At 39.6% G+C, this 18,773-nt stretch carries 17 protein-coding genes; 6 read left to right on the top strand and 11 right to left on the bottom strand.

From position 1 onward, the window contains the following. Positions 1 to 6 precede the first annotated feature (6 nt). Positions 7 to 1,191, bottom strand: a complete 1,185-nt coding sequence (locus tag IGI73_RS07410) for a M20 family metallopeptidase (RefSeq protein ID WP_428206251.1) — start codon at positions 1,189 to 1,191, stop codon at positions 7 to 9. Between the two features lie 148 nt (positions 1,192 to 1,339). On the opposite strand from IGI73_RS07410, the gene IGI73_RS07405 reads away from it, so the two are divergent. Both IGI73_RS07405 and IGI73_RS07400 read left to right on the top strand, forming a co-directional pair. Beyond that, on the top strand, positions 1,340 to 2,269 hold the full coding sequence (locus tag IGI73_RS07405; RefSeq protein WP_194185381.1) for a LysR family transcriptional regulator: 930 nt from the start codon (positions 1,340 to 1,342) through the stop codon (positions 2,267 to 2,269). A 297-nt stretch (positions 2,270 to 2,566) separates the two neighbouring features. Then, positions 2,567 to 2,785 carry a hypothetical protein gene (locus IGI73_RS07400; RefSeq protein WP_428206252.1) on the top strand — a complete coding sequence of 73 codons (219 nt, stop codon included), beginning with the start codon at positions 2,567 to 2,569 and terminating at the stop codon, positions 2,783 to 2,785. Positions 2,786 to 2,959: 174 nt separating this feature from the next. On the opposite strand, the gene IGI73_RS07395 is transcribed toward IGI73_RS07400, so the two are convergent. From IGI73_RS07395 to lepA, 7 genes are all read right to left on the bottom strand, one after another. After that, a complete protein-coding gene (locus tag IGI73_RS07395) occupies positions 2,960 to 3,649 on the bottom strand; it encodes an ABC transporter ATP-binding protein (protein ID WP_428206253.1) in 690 nt (229 codons plus the stop codon). Beyond that, entirely contained in the window at positions 3,643 to 4,842 is a 1,200-nt protein-coding gene (locus IGI73_RS07390) for a Tat pathway signal sequence domain protein (RefSeq protein WP_438759171.1), read from the bottom strand. Before IGI73_RS07390 ends, IGI73_RS07395 begins: the two co-directional genes overlap by 7 nt. Next, positions 4,839 to 5,942, bottom strand: a complete 1,104-nt coding sequence (locus IGI73_RS07385; protein ID WP_428206255.1) for a hypothetical protein — start codon at positions 5,940 to 5,942, stop codon at positions 4,839 to 4,841. Before IGI73_RS07385 ends, IGI73_RS07390 begins: the two co-directional genes overlap by 4 nt. Positions 5,943 to 6,316: 374 nt before the next feature. After that, the gene (locus IGI73_RS07380) at positions 6,317 to 8,350 is read right to left on the bottom strand and encodes a glycosyl hydrolase 115 family protein (RefSeq protein ID WP_428206256.1); all 2,034 of its coding nucleotides are present in this window, start codon (positions 8,348 to 8,350) and stop codon (positions 6,317 to 6,319) included. A gap of 497 nt (positions 8,351 to 8,847) precedes the next feature. After that, the gene (locus IGI73_RS07375) at positions 8,848 to 9,099 is read right to left on the bottom strand and encodes a hypothetical protein (RefSeq protein ID WP_015509648.1); all 252 of its coding nucleotides are present in this window, start codon (positions 9,097 to 9,099) and stop codon (positions 8,848 to 8,850) included. A gap of 272 nt (positions 9,100 to 9,371) precedes the next feature. Further along, on the bottom strand, positions 9,372 to 10,322 hold the full coding sequence (locus IGI73_RS07370; protein WP_428206257.1) for a zinc-binding dehydrogenase: 951 nt from the start codon (positions 10,320 to 10,322) through the stop codon (positions 9,372 to 9,374). A gap of 180 nt (positions 10,323 to 10,502) precedes the next feature. After that, positions 10,503 to 12,338, bottom strand: coding sequence for a translation elongation factor 4 (lepA, locus tag IGI73_RS07365; RefSeq protein WP_005226023.1), 1,836 nt, complete (start codon positions 12,336 to 12,338; stop codon positions 10,503 to 10,505). A 145-nt stretch (positions 12,339 to 12,483) separates the two neighbouring features. Between lepA and IGI73_RS07360 the strand changes: the two genes are divergently transcribed. The 4 genes from IGI73_RS07360 (at position 12,484) to IGI73_RS07345 (ending at position 15,363) form a co-directional block, all read left to right on the top strand. Beyond that, positions 12,484 to 13,698: a GNAT family N-acetyltransferase gene (locus IGI73_RS07360; protein ID WP_005226022.1), complete on the top strand. Its 1,215-nt coding sequence runs from the start codon at positions 12,484 to 12,486 to the stop codon at positions 13,696 to 13,698. 51 nt (positions 13,699 to 13,749) lie between these two features. Then, positions 13,750 to 14,235, top strand: coding sequence for a nucleoside 2-deoxyribosyltransferase (locus IGI73_RS07355; protein WP_010748216.1), 486 nt, complete (start codon positions 13,750 to 13,752; stop codon positions 14,233 to 14,235). Beyond that, positions 14,236 to 14,901 (top strand): hypothetical protein, encoded by a 666-nt coding sequence (locus tag IGI73_RS07350; RefSeq protein WP_167821853.1) that lies wholly within the window; start codon positions 14,236 to 14,238, stop codon positions 14,899 to 14,901. A 276-nt stretch (positions 14,902 to 15,177) separates the two neighbouring features. Beyond that, positions 15,178 to 15,363: a hypothetical protein gene (locus IGI73_RS07345; protein ID WP_005226019.1), complete on the top strand. Its 186-nt coding sequence runs from the start codon at positions 15,178 to 15,180 to the stop codon at positions 15,361 to 15,363. A 61-nt stretch (positions 15,364 to 15,424) separates the two neighbouring features. Here the strand turns inward: IGI73_RS07345 and lepB are convergent, their stop codons facing one another. From lepB to IGI73_RS07330, 3 genes are all read right to left on the bottom strand, one after another. Further along, positions 15,425 to 15,994 (bottom strand): signal peptidase I, encoded by a 570-nt coding sequence (lepB, locus tag IGI73_RS07340; RefSeq protein WP_005226018.1) that lies wholly within the window; start codon positions 15,992 to 15,994, stop codon positions 15,425 to 15,427. Between the two features lie 166 nt (positions 15,995 to 16,160). Then, the gene (locus tag IGI73_RS07335; RefSeq protein WP_005226017.1) at positions 16,161 to 17,114 is read right to left on the bottom strand and encodes an ABC transporter ATP-binding protein; all 954 of its coding nucleotides are present in this window, start codon (positions 17,112 to 17,114) and stop codon (positions 16,161 to 16,163) included. Next, positions 17,111 to 18,652: an ABC transporter permease/substrate-binding protein gene (locus IGI73_RS07330; RefSeq protein WP_428206289.1), complete on the bottom strand. Its 1,542-nt coding sequence runs from the start codon at positions 18,650 to 18,652 to the stop codon at positions 17,111 to 17,113. The genes IGI73_RS07335 and IGI73_RS07330 overlap by 4 nt, the downstream gene beginning before the upstream one ends. Between the last annotated feature and the right edge of the window lie 121 nt (positions 18,653 to 18,773).

Raw genomic sequence — 18,773 nt, 5'->3', positions numbered from 1 at the left:
CATCTCTTATGGATATTGATAGACAGCTGCAGCTGCTAATTTTGTTCTTGAAAATAATGATTCAACCTCGGCATATTCATTCAATGTGTGATTGTTCTTCCCTTTACATCCCAATCCGCATAAAGTTGGGACGCCATTAACTACAGCGATCGCTGAATCAGAAATTCCTCCAACAGAAAACGGATGAATCGATCCATATCCTGAATCAAGAGCTGCTTGTTTAAAGTGTTCAAATAATGCCATTACTTCAGGGGTAGTTTCCATACAATCCATGCCCATCTCAAGATTTATTTTTGCTGTTGTTCCATCAATAAAGCTTGTTTTTGCAATTCGGTCTACAGCTGAAACAATCTCATTTTTAATTTTCATGGTTGGAAATCGATAAGCAATACGGATCTCACATTCTTCTGGAATCGTATTTTCACCTATCCCTCCGTTGACCATTCCACAATTCAGCAGTTTTCCTACCGAGATGTCGTTTTCTTTTTCAAGCTCAATAATTTTATACGCTGCTTCCAAGATGGCACTTCTTCCTTTTTCGGGCTCAATGCCGGAATGGGCAGCTATACCTTTGATTTTTAAGGATATAATCCCTCCGCCTTTTCGTCCAACAACTATACCATCATCTTGGTAACCTGTTTCGAAGTTCAATGCCGCGGCAGCCCCTCTTATTTCAGAAGCCAGCACTTCGGCTGCTATGGAGTCCTTGTGCATCGTTTCTTCATCACCCGCAAGGACTAACTTTATCGGGTAACGTGTGTAGTCGATTTCTTTTAATGCTTTGATCGTATAAAGAGCGATAACCAGTCCGCCTTTCATATCGAGAACACCGGGACCATGTGCAAAGCCATTATCATCGATAGAAAATGGAAACTTTTTTATTACTCCTGGTTGAAAAACGGTATCCGTGTGCCCAAGAAAGATGATTGGTTTTTCCTTGTTGGTGTTTTTCCAAAAGGCTGTGAACACATCTCCCGCGTTAGGCATTGAGAGGACCTTTGTTTCTAATCCAATATCTTCCAGCTCTGACTTAATTACGCTGATTACTTTTGCCACTCCTTCTTTTTGCTTTGGCCCACTTTCAATGTTGACCAGTTCCTCCCATAACTCAATCATCTCGGTTCGTTTACTCTCCACATAGGTGTCGATTTGCTTCATAATCATTTTATTTTTTGTTTGCAGCTTGTCCATATTGTTGCCTCCTTAGGTTGAAATAGGAACACATCTGAGAACGTTCTCGTTATCTTAACTTAATAGTATCAGAATTTTCTTGCAATTCGCATAATCAATTTGTTATAGTCTGGGTATAACTATTCGTTATACCAAAGAGGAGGAAACCATGCAGTTTCAGCAATTAATTTATTTCAATGAAATAATTAAAGCAAAAAGCATGAATCGAGCAGCGAATAATCTATATTTATCACAGCCGAGTTTAAGTAAATCGATGCAAATGCTTGAAGAGGAAATCGGTACCAAGTTATTTATTCGTACAAATAAAGGGGTTATACTCACAGAAAATGGCGAAAAGCTCGCTCAATATTCAAAAACGATTTTGGCACAATTAGAGATGATTAAAAAAATTCCGCAAGAAAAATCCCGTAAAGTCTTAAACATTGCTTCTTACCCCTTGATTACAGTCGAAAAAGTTATTGCAGATTTTTATAATGTATATGATTTCCATCCCCTTGTAATCAATTTTGAGCAATGTCGGCTTAATGATGTAATTGAAAAAGTGGAAAAATCGGATGCTGAAATTGGAATCATTATGTACAATGAAGCACAGTCAAGAGAAATAAAAAACATTTTGAGACACAAGCACTTGCTTTATACTGAATGGATGACCGATACTTGGTATGTTAATCTGGGAAAAAAGAATCCGTTATACCATTCCAAAATGATTTCAATGGAAGAGTTAAGAAGCTTCCCTGTCATACGAAAACCAGATGATTACTATTCCAGTTTAAGTTTTTATCTCGAAATTGACGGTATCCGCCTTGCCGAGTTGGATAAAGTAATATATACAAATGACAATTCCAGTATCATTACAATGCTGCAAAAAACAGATGTTTTTCGTTTTGGACCGTCGATCAGCAAAAATGAGTTCAACCAATATGGAATAAAAACGATTCCTATCAAGAATTGCCAGGTATTCATAAGAATCGGTTGGATTAAACGAAAAAAAGAAATTTTAAGTAACGAGTCACAGTCATTCATAGAGTTCTTTAAAAGAGAAATTTGTGAAAAAAACAGTGAAAATTTATTACTTTGATTAGGATAAAAACGCAACTTTTGATACCTTTCTATAATTAACCTTTTTCCCTGTGATATCAAAATCTTGATAATACAGGAATGCCTTAAAATGATGATTTAGAAAAGATAATTGAATTACGGAGAAGAAACTACGAAAATTTCTTTTCAAGAGCTCAATAATCATTTCCTACGGGAAACCTGAGGAAGCGAGAATACTGTTTAAGCAACTGAGACATAGTATAAAAAAATAATCTAAGTTTCTTCATTTATTGCGACTGATTCAAATACAAAAGCAAATGCTGACGGTACGCTTTCTATGGAAGATCAAGCATTAGAAATGCTGTATACCGCTAGACCAGAAATGAAAAATAACGATTATACATTCGCATTTTTCGGGATGGTTGGTGCTGATTATCTTTTCCGAGGTACAAGCATTTCGATTCGTAATCAAGGCGGATCGGGGACAATAGGATTTTTCCGAGTAACACCTGAAGGCGCTGTGATCGATACCGACTCATCGGGAAATCCTTACTAAATCATCCGTTCTTAATGATTCAAAGTTACTATTAAAAAGTTTTGCGGATTTCAACATCCCCAGAACCGAATAGTTGGATATGTTTTTCATTTTTCGAAGAACAAAATGAATAAAGAGAGAGCAAAAAAGAGTTGTCTTTTGCTTCTCTCTTTTTAATTGCCGGTTGTCCTTTTATTATTGGCCCTTCACATAAATCTCCTGATATTTTTCCATCAATGATTTTTTAGGATCATTGTATTCAAACATAACCCCATCTTTCAGAAATAAGATCTGCTGAGAGATCTCCTCCAAATTATACAAAATATGAGAAGAAACCATGATCGCTTTTCCTTCTGCAGCCAGCTGCTGCAAAATAGTCGAAACCAATAAAACATTGGTAGGATCCAGTCCGTTCATCACTTCGTCCATGAACATATATGACGTATCCCCGATTACTTGCATCGCAAAACAGAGCCGTTGACGCATGCCTAATGAATAGGTCGCTACGCGGTTTTTTGCATAATCTCCCATTTGTAGCAGAGCAATGATCGTTTCAACCTTCTTTGATGACTTCCAAATACTTTTGTATAGCTCAAGATGTTCAATACCGGTAAATTCCTCGAACAATTCACTTTGATCTGGTAATAGAGATACATTTTCTAATAAGCGACTTTTTTTCTTTAGCGAAGTGAAATCTTCGCCGTTTAATATTATCTCGCCAGAAAAGCGCGGTACTTGTCCCAGGATTGCTTTCATCATTGTGGTCTTACCAGTACCATTTGGCGCTACTAAACCAATAATCGCCTTTTCTGGCAATTCAAAGGAAATATTTTTTAGGATCTGCTTATCTCCAAAATTGACGGATAAATTCTGAATGCTCAACATTTTTTTCGTCTCCCTTCAATCAGATAGGTAAGCAGAAGCAAACCCGTTAAACGAACGATCCAGGCTAATAAGACCCTGACTCCGAAATCAAAACGCATCCGAGGATCATAATAATCAAACCAGCTTCTCCCCAATACGACCTTCCCAATACTAACAAAAGAAGTGGGGAAAAAATGCCAGCTATTGTATGCTCCGCCACCTCGAACCAGATAAAAATTACTGGAAACAAGCAGCAGCAATGAAAACATCGCACTAATAATCTGGGAAGAAAACCACTTATTTAGTAAAAACGTAAATAGAAAACCAAGAATCAGGAACAACACATAGAGAGCAAGGCAACGAAGCAACACGTTTCCCAACGTCGATAAAACAAAATTCACTTCGATACCACTCGTCCAATAAACCGCCACTGGATAATCTAAGCGCCCAACTTCATGGGTAAAGCTATAGAGAAAAACGCAATCCATGACTGGTAAAAGCAAGCTGAGTCCATACGCTAACCCAGCTGCAGCTTTGGCTAAAAATCTGCGAGACTTGCGCAATGGAAATGTCGCAAGCAGTGTCTCATGTTTTTGGTCCCGTGTAAAACTATCACTAATTCCTAAAATGAAAAAGAAAAGCAAAGCCATTGGCAAGATCGTTTCACTGCTTCTGAGCAAGGCCTGCAAAGCCGTTTTTTCCTCCAAGGCTTGTGCTGTCACCTCCCCCTCATAGCGGGCAAATTCCTGATATTTCAAGATATTTTTTTGATAGTCGTAATGTCCATCGATTTTTGCATTCGGATTATTGTTTAAATAATAAGGAATGTCGTAACGTAGAACCCCAATATCGTTTGCGAATAGCTGCTCGTCAGAAAATCGATACCATTCACTCGTGGCTTCAGCGTATTGCCGCCAATCATGATCATCGATCGCTGCTAATCGCATTTGATCCCATTTGTTCCAAATCGGAAATACACTCAGCGCATAATGAACATAAAAGTGAGTATTTTCATCCACAGTAGTATTTTCTAGAAATGTCTGCCTTTCCGCAACTCTGGTGTTGATAACAGGTCGATTGATTTTATCGATCGGCTCGAAAGTGGATGCGACCTGCAACGTATAGTAGACACCTAAGAAGAAAAGCAGGAAAAAAGAGACATACGTTCTTTTTTGTCGAAACTGTCGCTTTAATTCGAACATCCAGATAGTCATTTCCTTAATCCCCCTTTCAATCGTTGTGTGGTCAACCAAAAAAGAGCGACCGTAAAGATGAGCAAGAGGATCAGAGCGAAATAAAAAGAATAGAATGACCAATCACTGGCAAAAGCATAGTCTCCTTGAAGCAGCTGGAAGACATTCAGAAATTGAAACGGTGTAAGCAGCCAGATCCGACTAGGAACAATCAGCGGTAATGCCCCAAGTAAACTAGCAAGTAAGCAGGTTTGTAAGACGTCTTTCGTTACAGTAAAAATGAACGAGGTCAAACAAATGGCAAAGCCAGTGATGACAATCGTCATCAGAAAATACAAGAGCAAAAAGAGAAGAAATTCAACTGCTCGAATTTCCCGTAACCAATAGGCAAAAGGATATGAAAAATCAACATGATCAAAAAAGAAAGAACAAAAAACAGCACTGATCAAAAACAAGCTGGTCCCTATGGTGCAAATTACCAGTCGAATGATGATAGGAATAAAAATTCGGTCTCGTTTTCTAAAAGGTAAGCTGTTGGAAAACTGCGGTCGTTTCACTTCTGAAAGAAAAAGATCTGCTGACCAGAAAACAGTCAAATAAAAAAGTAGTGCGCCATAGAGTAAAAAGACGGTTTTCCAGTAGTCACTGAATCCTTGCTGATTCCAATGAAATTCTTTGCTTTTGGCAAGTACTTGTGTGAACTCACTTGTTTCTTGAACCACTTTTGCCTGTTTTGGAAACAGGGATTGGTCACTTTCAGCGGCATACTGCTCATAGAACGTTTCCATTTTTTCACCATATTCTATGCTGGCAGATAGATACCGTTGGCGATTTTCTAACATAGCAGATTGTGTCATGGTTGCTAAAGCGTTGGATTGATCGATAAGACTAAGGTAACGCTCATCGGTATTCTCGATATCGGTCAAATCAATTTTTTGATAACTTTGCAAAGCGATATCGATAGATGATAGTCGTGCCTGAGCAATAGCTGCGACTGTTTCTGTCACATTTTTTTGAATGAAAACAAAAAATAGCGGCAATAACAGCAAGAATACTACTATAAAGCGATGCTTTAGGCTGTTTGTTTCTAATTTTAGGTAAAAGAGTAAGGTGTTTTTCAAAAGACGCTCCTCAATAAATCATTTTTAGAAAGTTCATCATTACATAAAAGCCCATAAAACACTCATTTTGCAAGATATATTTTCGTTTTTATGATTATATATAAATAAACATTAACTTTTTTTGCTATTGTAGTCAATCGATTTTCTACACAAAAACTTCCTAACTCTGTAGGCTAGGAAGTTGTCGTAAAACCGTTTATAAATATATGACTTGAAATTTTTCTCAAAAAGATGCTTAAGAACAATTATTTTATGAAATTGGAAAATTCGCTAAATCCGGGCCAAAATTGCATGGCTATATATCCATAGATAATGACTAAAATTATTAATTAAAAATGCAAGGATGTCTACTCGCGTCTTTAAAAGTACTTATTTCAATACATTAAGGCTACTCTGATTTTTCTTGCTAACTTTTCATCCGTCAACGCTTTTTTAGTATTTGAAAGCAACATAACTCTTGATTCAGTGGGATCCATAATATATTTTCTCTCCCACTGATCTTGATCTGGACCATCGCCAATGATGCGAATGTAAGACAACAGACTTTTGATCATCTCTTTTGTCAATGTTAGGTTAGTATAGCCGTCGTTTTCATAAAAATCATACCATGTATCACTTGGATTCTCCTTCAGTATTTGAATTAGTTGATGGATTTCTTCTAACGCATCGAAAACTTTTACAAATACAAAGACCATTTCTTCCCGATCAATCATCTGATAAGCGTCTAACAAATGGAGCAGTGCTTTTAACGTTTTGCATTGAACGGCTACTGAGAGGTAAATATCATTAAAAAAGCGGGCATTTTGCGCATGTTTATCCTGAAGGGATAATGTAATCTGCTGGCATCTCAGCAATAGATTCTCCCAGGCTGCTATCTTTTCTCCTACCATAGAGAAAATTTCTGTGACTTGCTCCTTGATTTTCCGATCACCCGTCAACCATTCTATCCTCGGAATTTTTGTTTCTTGCTTGAGCCAAGATTGAATAATTTTTCGAATCAAATAACAGGCAAACTCGTCCCCAGCGGTTTGATCCTCCTGTGTTCCATAGCGAATAATCGCTTCAAAATAAGCTTCATAGACAGCTTGGATCTCTTCTTGCTGATTTTGATAATATTGTGTTACATGCTCTGAAATTATCTCTTGATTGGTTCGTAACTGATAATCTGCTCGCCAGAAATTCGCTATTTCTTGTAAGAACAAAATATGCGGTTTTATGTTGCCTGTATTGACTAAGACAAACTTATCCATCTTGACTTCTCTAACCGCCATTAACTCTCTAGAAACAAATTCTGGGCTATTAGGCAAGATCGTCAAGAAATTAGATGCTTGTAAATCATGAAAGGCAACGTGATAATAGATTCCTCTTGATTGATTTGGTTTTGATGTGTTTGTTAACAATTCATCTCGTGGATCGTGATTTTCTTGTCTACGAGAAACCATTTTGCCATAACCATTATCCGCCCAAATCTCAATCACATCATCTGGAAGCTCAAGTAAGCCAAGATTAAATAATTCCGTCATCTCCCCATAAATATTCATTGAGCATACTGCATGAGGATCGACTTCTTTAACCATATGATATTGTAGATGGACGATTTCGTTGATCACTGCTGCTTTTTCCGCTGCTGACCACTGTCGATCAAGATCTTCTGCCCAAAAAGGACAATCCCCTTGTCCACGAAAACCGAGTGTGTAAATAACGTTGGTACCCTTTTGCTCGTGTAAGGCTTTTTTCCATAATTCCTGAAATAACTCAAAATGTTCCTCGTATGAAGCCTTCAAACCAGGATACCTTCTAGCAAACATCTCTGCGCCTAGTGGCTCGGCATGATGATGTGTATAGATCAACCCCATCGCTTGCGCACTTTCTCGATGTCTATGACTGTTCTTATCTGTTCCAGGGATGATGACATTTCCGCCTAAACGTAACAATGTTTCATAAATACGTTCCCATACGTATTCATTCGAACCATTATCTTCCCATTGATCCAGCAGCAACTCATCATTGACGAACCAGCCCCGATAGTCCGTTGCAAAATCAGGCAATGTTAAGTCAAAACCTGTCCATTCAATAAATGGTTTTTTTATTGGGTGAATCTCCATGAAATACCAAAAGGGTTGAACACCTAAAATTTTATGAGAGATTTCAAGAACCCCATACATTAATCCTAACGGTGTTTCAGCACACACTTTTACTTTATCTGGCGATACGAAAAGTATATGAAAAGCATCCGTTTCATTTTTTTCATCAAGTAAAACCAATTCAATTTCATTTGCCTTCCTCGTGTCTGTCACAACGGTTAAAATGTCACGTTGCAAGATCTCGCAAGCATGTCCAATCACTTCATTTTCCAGCTGTTTTGACGTGACAGAAGTATTTTTCGAAATGAAAAATATTGTTTCCATGTAATCACCCGTTTCATCTATATAGTTTATTATTTTATCTTCAATAAAGAACTTTCTACTATGTTGTAATAGACAATCGAATTGCTCATCAGCCATAAACCTCTCGTCACTATTTTCTGCAAAGATGTTTTTCAGATGGTCTAAACGTTTTGTTAACTGTTTACTATGATACCGCTCATAAATTTAGAATAAGCGAAAAGCTTGTCTAAAAAAATAGAGAAAGTCGATGAAAAATACGAAAAAACAGACTTTCTTTGTTTTTGGATTTTTCCCCGTCCCCCTTTAACTAATATTTTATCTTGTCGTTGTAGAACATGATCTTCCATGCCTATTCAGCTTGGGGTGGTTAATCATATGTACAGGAAATAAGCCCACACTCATAAGAGCATGGGCTTATTGAGATCATTGTCAATTCTAAATCTTCAATTGAAATCTGGCTTTTATCAATTCAGATTTCAATTGCTGAATAATGGTGACAATTTCTTATTATTCTTCAATTACATATACTTCTCAACTTCATCAATTTCTTTTTGTAGTGCTTTTTCATCGTACTTTTCATACTTACCGGCTTCGTGTGCGATCTTTTTGATTTCATGAATCGCTTTTTTCTCAACGATCCATTTCTTCATACTATGTTTTTTTGCGTCTGCATCTAGTGTGTCTAATTCCGCTAAATTCTCATCTAACTTATCAAGAACCTCTGCAATCTTTACCAATGCTTTTGCTTCCTTTTCTTCATAGTTTGTCATAGATATCACTCCTTAAGTATTTGATATATTTATCTTACTGCTGTAATTAAATATTTTCAAATTAAATGTACTGTGTATCACAAAGTTTTATCTTATTCTCACTGAATAGATAGAAACTATAATTTTTTTGCAATATTCTATTCATTTTACATTTATTTTTATCCTTAAAGATGTATCATAAGAGAACTATCGATTATATAAAAAAATGCCTTAGTGAAACATCAAACATTCAGTGTATCGTTTGCAATAAAAACATCTAGTTTTTTACCTTCTTATGGTTGCAGCAGAATTTTACCGATACTTTTTCCAGATTCTAAATAATCATGGGCAGCTTTTCCGTCAGCTAATGAAAAAATGGTTGGTTGACTGATTTTCATTTGATCCTTGCTAAAGTAGTCAAACAATCGAGAGCTTCTTCTCTCCCGCTCTTGAAAACTTGTCAAGTAATCCCAGAGATCTCCTGTCAAAATACTTTTTGATTTAGATAGCAAGGGAATAAAGTCGATCGCTGGCGGATTTCCGCCGGCCATGCCAAAAAAGACAACCTTCCCTCTATTTTTGAGCAAGTCGACACTTTCGGCTAATGTATGCCCAATGCCATCATAAACGGTATCAAAGAAAGAAGTGTAGGTATCTTGCCATTCTGTATTTCTTAAAAAGACTTGTTTTGCGCCTTGGTCTAAAGCCAGTTGCCGCTTTTCTTCCGTAGAAGTGACGCCATACACTTCTAGACCATCTGCGGTTAATAATTGCGATAAAATTTGTCCGACGCCACCACTTATCCCATGGACGAAGACCTTACTATGATTCACATTATTGCCAAGATCATGAGCTAAAAAATCAGCTGTCAACCCTTGCAGACCAATACTGGCTGCTAATTTAGGTGGTATACCTGATGGGATACGGATGGCATTTCCCTCAGGAACAGCCACCAATTCTGCATTAGCAAAAGGAACATCCACAAAAAGAATCGTTTCCCCTAGCTGAAACTTGGAGACAGATGTTCCTTTTTGAATAATCCTCCCTACCCCTTCATAGCCATTAATAAGAGGTTCTCGGGATTCAATATGATAGGTGCCCTTTCTCCGATAAATATCAGCATAATTCAACCCAATATACACCATTTCTACCAATAGCTCATTTTCATGAATGATGGGATCCGGCAAATCCCCATATGTTAAAACAGTTGAATCACCGAATTCATTAAAATACAACGCCTTCATGCGCAAATCATCTCCGATCTTCAATCTATCAAAAGCCACGCATCAATCGATTGAAACTATCTACTAAACAACCGACGAATGTCCCTTCGGTCATTTTATATTTTTCCTTTTATTAAAAAAAGCACCTTCTCTCGAAGGTACTTTCATTTTATTCCTCTTACTGACATCCGTCAAAACAGATTATTTCTTCGGTTCGTCCTCATCCATCTTCAGAACTGCCATGAAGGCTTCTTGCGGTACTTCGACGGAGCCGATTTGTTTCATCCGCTTCTTCCCTTCTTTTTGTTTCTCTAGGAGTTTGCGTTTTCGAGAAACGTCACCGCCGTAACATTTCGCCAATACGTTTTTACGCAAGGCTTTGATGTCGGAACGCGCAACGATTTTTTGTCCGATGGCTGCTTGGATCGGTACTTCAAATTGTTGTCGTGGGATCAGTTTTTTCAGTTTTTCAACGATGGCTTTACCGCGTTCATAAGCAAAGTCACGGTGAACGATAAAGCTTAACGCATCGACTTTTTCAGTATTCAGCAAGATGTCCATCTTCACTAGCTTGCTAGTTCGGTAACCAGACATTTCGTAATCGAGTGATGCGTACCCTTTGGTGCTGGATTTCAATTTATCAAAGAAATCAAAGACGATTTCCGATAGTGGGATCTCATAAACGACGTTCACTCGATAATCATCCAAGTAATCCATCGTGACAAAGTCTCCCCGTTTGCGTTGGGACAATTCCATTACAGCACCGACGTAATCATTAGGCACCATGATTTGTGCTTTGACGTAAGGTTCTTGTACGTTTTCAATCGTGACTGGTTCAGGAAATTCTGCTGGGTTATCAACGACGACCATTGAGCCATCTGTCTTGTTGACATGATAGATTACGGATGGTGCAGTCGTAATCAACTCAAGGTTAAATTCACGTTCTAGCCGTTCTTGCACGACATCCATGTGTAATAGGCCTAAGAAGCCGCAACGGAACCCAAATCCTAATGCTTGAGAGGTTTCTGGTTCAAATTGCAATGCTGCATCATTCAATTGTAATTTTTCCAATGCTTCTCGAAGGTCGTTGTAGCGTGAAGTATCGATTGGGTACAATCCGCAATAAACCATCGGATTCATTTGACGATAACCAGCTAAGGCTTCTTCTGCTGGATTGTTGGCTAATGTCACCGTATCCCCGACTTGGGTATCTTTAACGGTCTTGATGGCAGCAGTGATATACCCAACATCGCCCACCATCAACGCATCTCGTTGAATGGCTTTTGGTGAAAAGACACCCACTTCCGTAACATCAAAGGTCTTGCCATTGCTCATCATTTTGATTTTATCTCCAGGTTTGACCATCCCGTCCATGATGCGGACGTTTAAGACCACCCCACGATAGGAATCGTACACGGAGTCAAAGATCAACGCTTTTAGCGGTGCTTCAATATCACCTGCTGGAGCTGGGACATACTCAACAATTTGTTCCAAAATGTCTTCGATCCCAATACCTGCTTTGGCACTTGCTAAAACAGCTTCACTGGCATCGATACCGATCACATCTTCGATCTCTGTTCGTACTCGCTCAGGATCGGCAGCTGGCAAGTCTATTTTATTAATGACTGGTAGGATCTCTAAATCATTGTCTAACGCCAAGTAGACGTTTGCCAATGTCTGTGCTTCGATCCCTTGAGCCGCATCAACGACGAGCACGGCGCCTTCACAAGCAGCCAAACTGCGGGAAACTTCATAGGTGAAATCGACGTGCCCTGGGGTGTCGATCAAATGGAAAATGTAGGTTTCGCCGTCTTTGGCGGTATAGTTAAGTTCCACGGCATTTAATTTGATCGTGATTCCTCGTTCACGTTCAAGATCCATGGAGTCTAATAGTTGGTTTTGCATTTCCCGTGACGTCACCGTATGGGTTTGTTCCAAAATACGGTCCGCCAGTGTTGATTTCCCATGGTCGATATGGGCGATAATGGAGAAATTACGAATCTTCTCCTGTCGTTTTTTCATTTCTTCTATGTTCATGGATACGTTCCTCATTTCTTTTAGTCAGCTTTTCTATTATACCAACGAAACGCCAATAGATAAAGTATTTTTCTTAACCGTTATTTAGACATATTCATTCAGGTTTTGCTATACTAGAGCTAGCAAATAAATTGGAGTTGAAAGAATGGACAATAATTTTCATCAAAATCTACATATTCGAGCGGTGGAAGAAAAAGACGTTGATCAGTTCAACGAACTGTTAAGCTATGTTTTTCAGATCACTGAATCGGATATTGAAGAAAGCGGCTATGAGAGCAAACGGGAAATGATCAAATCTAAGCGCCCGATCTTAGAGCTTTCCAAAGTCTTTGGCTGGTTCAATGAAGACAAGTTGATCTCGCAAATCGCCGTTTATCCTTGTGAAGTCAATATACACGGTAAATTGATCAAAATGGGCGGAGTGACCGGTGTTGGGACCTACCCTGAGTATGCCGGGCATGGCCTGATGAAAGACTTGATCAAGCTTGCCTTAGAAACGATGCGGGAAGACCAGCAATGGATCTCCTACCTTTACCCTTATAATGTGCCCTACTATCGTCGCAAAGGCTGGGAGATCATGTCCGACAAGCTGACCTTTAAAATTCGTGATACCCAGCTTCCGAAAACCAAAGAAGTCCCTGGGATCGTAGAGCGCAAAGAAGTGGATGACCCTGATGTCTTTACTGTCTACAACCAATTCTCCCGCGACAATCATGGTGCCTTGCAGCGGACCTCTTTTCACTGGGAAGAGTATTGGCGCTATGAAAATGAAGAAGAGCGCACCGCGGCTGTCTATTACAATGCCAGTGGTCATCCGACTGGTGTACTTTTTTATTGGGTAGCCGAAGAAGTCTTCCATGTAAAGGAAATGTTCTACTTGAATCAAGAAGCCCGCAATGGTCTTTGGAATTTTATCTCTGCCCATTTCTCAATGGTTTATTGGGTCAAAGGAGACATTTATTCAAATGAACCCCTGTCTTTCTACTTGGACGATAGCCAAATCAAAGAAACCATCGAGCCTTATTACATGGCGCGGATCGTCGATGTTGAACAGTTTTTGAAAAACTTCCCATTTGAAGCCTTCCAAACACCCTTTCACTTTGTTGTTTCCGACCCAGTTGCCGATTGGAACAACGGGATCTTCGGTGTCCAATACAATCACGGGGAGATCGTGGTTTCAAGAGAAGCCATCGGAAAAGCGGTCCAGCTGGATATTCAGACATTGTCTTGTCTGTTGATGAATTACCGCCGCCCAGCTTACTTAGAGCGTGTGGAACGGCTAAATACCGATTCAGAAACACTGGCATTACTGGAATCGATCATCCCTGATATGGAAGCCTATTTCAGCGATTATTTCTAAACAACGAATCAACAAAAAGTACAACTATGAATGATTAAGGAGTGTTTTTGAATGAAACTATATTTTGCTGCTCCCCTGTTTGCTGCTAGTGACCTGCGCTACAACGCCGAACTTGTTGCGTCGATTCGTCAGCAGTATCCGCAGCTGGAGATTTATTTACCTCAAGAAAATGCCGCGATCAATGATAAATCCGCCTATGCGGATAGCAAAATGATCGCTTTGGCAGATACCGAAAAAGTGCTGGAAAGTGATTTGATGATCGCATTGCTGGATGGTTTGACCATCGATGCTGGGGTTGCCTCTGAGATCGGTGTCGCTTATGCTAAAGGAATTCCTGTTTTAGGGCTTTATACGGATAGTCGCCAACAAGGTGCCGACAATCAGCAAAAGCTGGCAGCATTACAAACCGTTGCGGAAAATCAGTTCCACTATGTCAATCTTTATACGGTGGGTTTGATCAAGCTAAACGGGGAAATTTACTCCTCTGAAGCAGCCCTTTTAGCTGGCTTAGCCGACTATCTTTCGGAGGACAATTAAATGGGGCAAAATTATCAGCGACTGCAAAAGGTATTCACTATTTTTGGTATTCTCGTGTTTTGTTTTTCTTTGTGGGAATTTTTCCGTGGTGTCTATCCGCAAACACAAGGATTGATTTTCCTCGCCCAAGCCTTGCTTGGGATTTTATTGATCTTCGTCCCAGAAATGAGTAAAAAGTTCTTGAAAATCCAGTTACCAAATGCCACCGTCTACTTTTATTGGTTTTTCTTGCTGATCTCTGTATTTATGGGGACGATCTTACATTTGATCGAAACCATTTCTTTCTGGGATAAAATTCTGCATGCGGTAAGTCCAATGGTCTTGACGGCTGTCGGCTATGGATTGATCTGTCTGCTGCTGAAAGAAGTCAAAGTTTCAAACGTCTCTCCCTGGTTATTCTTACTGATGGGCTTTGCTTTTGCTGGCTTGTGTGGTATCTTCTGGGAGTTTTGGGAGTTTATCTGCGATTCCGTTGGTGGAATGAACCTCCAACGTTATGCCACACTGGATGGCACCCCGTTTATCGGTCGTGAAGCATTGATGGATACGATGGGCGATTTGCTGACCAACACGATTGGTGCTGCCTTGATGGGCGTGATCGCGTATGTTCAAGGACGAGGCAAACCTGATTACTTTGAAAGTTATCGGATTAAAAAATTATCATAAACGACCATAAAAAGCTTGTTGAAACCAGCGTTTTTCAACAAGCTTTTTTCTTTTGTTCTTTTATTCATAAAGAAAAATTTATAAAAATACTTAAATAACACATCTTATTTTTATAGATTCGCTTTCTATCAAGGTTTGACCTTTCTTATACTTCCCTATAAAACGATTACAACCACAAAAAAATTCCCTCGTTTAATCATTTTTATTTCCCCAAAAAACCATGGTCTGTTATAATTACTTTATTCATTTGACGTTGCGTCAGTAAAGGAGAGGCTTATGGTTCTAACAGTGTTTTTTATTTTATGCTGCTTGATTTTTTCATCGATCACCTATGCGTTCTCTAAAGATGCTCGAAAATTTGTCCAACCTTTATCAATCAAAATTATTTTTATTGCATCAGCTATTATTGCGGTTTGGACAATGTTCTTTTCAATGGTTGCATTTGTCGCTTGGGTCATCTAAAAAACATTCTTGTCAGTTGCGATCGTTTTCGCTGCACTGGCAAGAATGTTTTTTCTTTTGATTAAAATAGTTTGATTTGATTCAATGGCCAAAAGCGCAGCAGCACTTTCCCTTCCATTTGATCTTCCGTTACAACCCCGAAACTGCGACTGTCTCTAGAGATCAAACGATTGTCTCCCATCACAAAATAGCTGCCTTCAGGCACCGTTTCTGAGAAATCTTCCGTAAACTGTTCCGCACCAGCGGCGATTTGCTGAAACATTTCGCGATAAGAATATTCGTCTTGTAATTGATCGTCTGCAAATTTCTCTTTAAACTCATCTAAATAGGGTTCTTCGTATACTTCTCCATTGATCGTTAGGACATCATCTTTCATCTCGATGGTATCACCGGGTAAACCAATCAACCGCTTGACAGCGATTTTACTTGGATCATCTGGTTCAACACATATCACGATGTCTTGTCGGTCATAGGAGGAGATTTTTGATGCAATCAAACGCTGTTTATCTGCCAACGTTGGGTCCATAGAATGGCCACTGACTTGAACTGGGGTCAGGACAAACAGACGGATGAGAACCACGGCGACGATAAAGAAAAGCAGTAACCAATTTTCTTTGAGGATTTTTACCATAGCTGCTCTTTCGCTCCTTTACTGCATCTTTTGTCATCGGCGAAAGCTTGTTCTGCCATTTTGACAAAAGATATCTTCCTCAATCTTACGTGGAATTTTTGCTTTGAGCAAGAGAAATCATCGATTTTAAAAAAATTATGATATTTCTCGTTGCGAAAAGAATCGTTTACGTTCGATCACGACTCAAGAAAGCAAACACATCTTTTCGACGTAGACTCCCTATCAGTTGGTGATTTTCTTCGATCACCAACGTCTCATGACTCGCAAATAAAGTATACAACTCATTTAATGGCGTAGATGCTGCAATTTTCGGGTCAGCTTGATTGATGTCATTGCTGAAAAAGTTCATCCGTATCAAATCTCCTGCTGTGACCAGTTTCGCTTCATCTTCCCCGGTTTCTTCAAAGAAGCTTTTCACAAAAGCGGTTTTTGGTTGTGAAACAATGACTTCTGGTGTATCGCATTGAACGATCTTCCCTTGATTCATCACAGCGATGCGCGTCCCTAATTTTACCGCTTCTTTCATGTTATGCGTGACAAAAATAATCGTTGTCCCAAGCTCTTGGTGCAGATCGAGGACTAGCTCCTGTAAGGAATTACGAGAAATTGGATCAAGGGCACTAAAGGGTTCGTCCATCAGAATGATTTCGGGATTGGCAGCTAATGCGCGCAAGATCCCGATCCGTTGCTGTTCTCCACCAGACAATTCTTTCGGCATTCGATGACGGTATTGCTCTGGGTCAAGTTTGACCTGTGTCAGCAAACGATCCACGGCTTCTGAGCGATCTTTTTTTGACCACCCTAACATCTCTGGGATCACTTCGATATTTTGTTTGACATCCATCGTCGGAAACAGAGCGATTTGTTGGAGAACATACCCCATTTGCCAACGCATCTTTTGAATATTGTATTCTTTGATGCGTTTTTCTTTGAAGTAAATATCACCATCTGTCGGTTCTGACAACGCGTTGATCATCTTCAAAGTCGTCGTTTTCCCACTCCCAGAAGGACCGACCAAAACAAAGATTTCTCCTTTATTGATACTCAGATCTAATTGATCGATCACTAGTTTTTGATCAAACTTTTTACTGACGTTTTTAAATTCAATAATTGGTGTCATTCTTGTCCCTCCTTAATTAATCCTTCGTCTATCAGGAAGGTACGTGCGACTTCTGCTGGATTTTTTCCTTCGACATTGACCTGATAATTCATTTCACTCATTTGTTCTTCGGTGATTTTCCCTGCCAACTTTTCCAATGCACGGACGACTTCTGGATGTTCCTTGGCAAAGGCTTCTTTCATCAAAGGCGCTCCTTGATAAGGTGGAAATAGTTCCTGATCGTCTTCTAGAATAACTAAGCCATATTGACGCAATTCACTGTCCGTGGAATAGGCATCCAGTAGATTGATATCGCCATTATTGATGGCTTGGTAACGCAATGCTGGTTCCATACTTTGTACACTTGGAAAATCTAGCCCATAAAGTTCTTGGATCCCCGCATATCCGTCCGTCCGATCAATGAATTCGAGAGTGAAGCCAGCTTTGATTTGATTTTCGATTTTCTTCAAATCAGAGATCGTGGTTAGTCCATTTTCCTCAGCAAATTCTTTTTTGACAGCCAACGCATAGGTATTTTGATACGCCATCGGCTGAAGCAAGGTCATCTCAAACTGATCCTTCAATAGATTGACTGCTTCGGTATAGGTTTCGTCGGAGTCAAGGTTTTGACTCGCAAGCTCTTCTGGTACCTCAACTAAGCTCTCCAACACGGTACCAGTAAACTCTGGATATATATCAACTTGATCATTGTCCAATGCGCTGAATAAGAAAGAGGTTTTTCCAAAATTTGGCTCTAGTTCAACTTGGGCATCAGGGTCTTCTTGTTCAATCATTTCTTTGTACATGTTGATCAAGATATCAGGTTCAGACCCTAGTTTCCCTGCGATCGTAATGGTTTTGGGAGCAAAAAATCCGCTTTGTGAGAAGGAAACCCCACCAATCAGCAAGATGATTGCTGCCAACGTGATCAAGGTATAGCGCGGTTTTAAATGTTGTAGGTAACGAATCAGGGTACTGAAAACAATCGCCAACAAGGCAGACCCGATCGCACCAATCAACGTTAACTCAGGCGCATTTCGATCGATCCCTAACAAAATAAAGGAACCTAACCCGCCAGCGCCAATCAAAGCGGCTAAGGTCGCTGTTCCGATGATCAAGACCAGCGCCGTGCGAATCCCAGAAATTATGACAGGCAAAGCAATCGGCAATTCGACTTTGATCAATCGGCGCATCCGAGACATACCAAATGCCGCAGCAGCTTCTTCGATTGATGGATCGATCTCCGAAAGGCCAATATAGGTATTTTGAAAGATCGGCAATAACGCATAAATAACCAATGCGATCAATGCAGGTGGCGTTCCGATCCCCACGAATGGAATCAATAAACCTAACAGTGCCAGTGATGGAATCGTCTGTAACACACTCGTTATTTGTAGGCCGACTTCCGCTGCCCGTTTATGATTAACCAGCCAAATAGCTAAAGGAACAGCAATAACGATCGCCACGAGCAGCGCAATGATCGACAATGACAAATGTTCAAAGACAGCTGTCAGCAATTCCCCTTTTCGCTCATTCAACGTTTCAAAAAAAGTATTCATCTTTTCATTCCTCTCCTACTCCATAAGAACAGTATAATCGAAGTGCGAATTTCCTCCAAACAACAAGCAAGGGGAACTTTTTTGTCTTATGTTGAGCGACAAAAAAACGATGGCTGCCAAT

This window comes from Enterococcus sp. DIV0755f (assembly GCF_051713725.1).
In the GTDB taxonomy this organism is placed as follows: domain Bacteria; phylum Bacillota; class Bacilli; order Lactobacillales; family Enterococcaceae; genus Enterococcus_D; species Enterococcus_D casseliflavus.
Note: the sequence above shows the minus strand (reverse complement) of the source record. Positions and strands in the feature narration are given on the sequence as shown.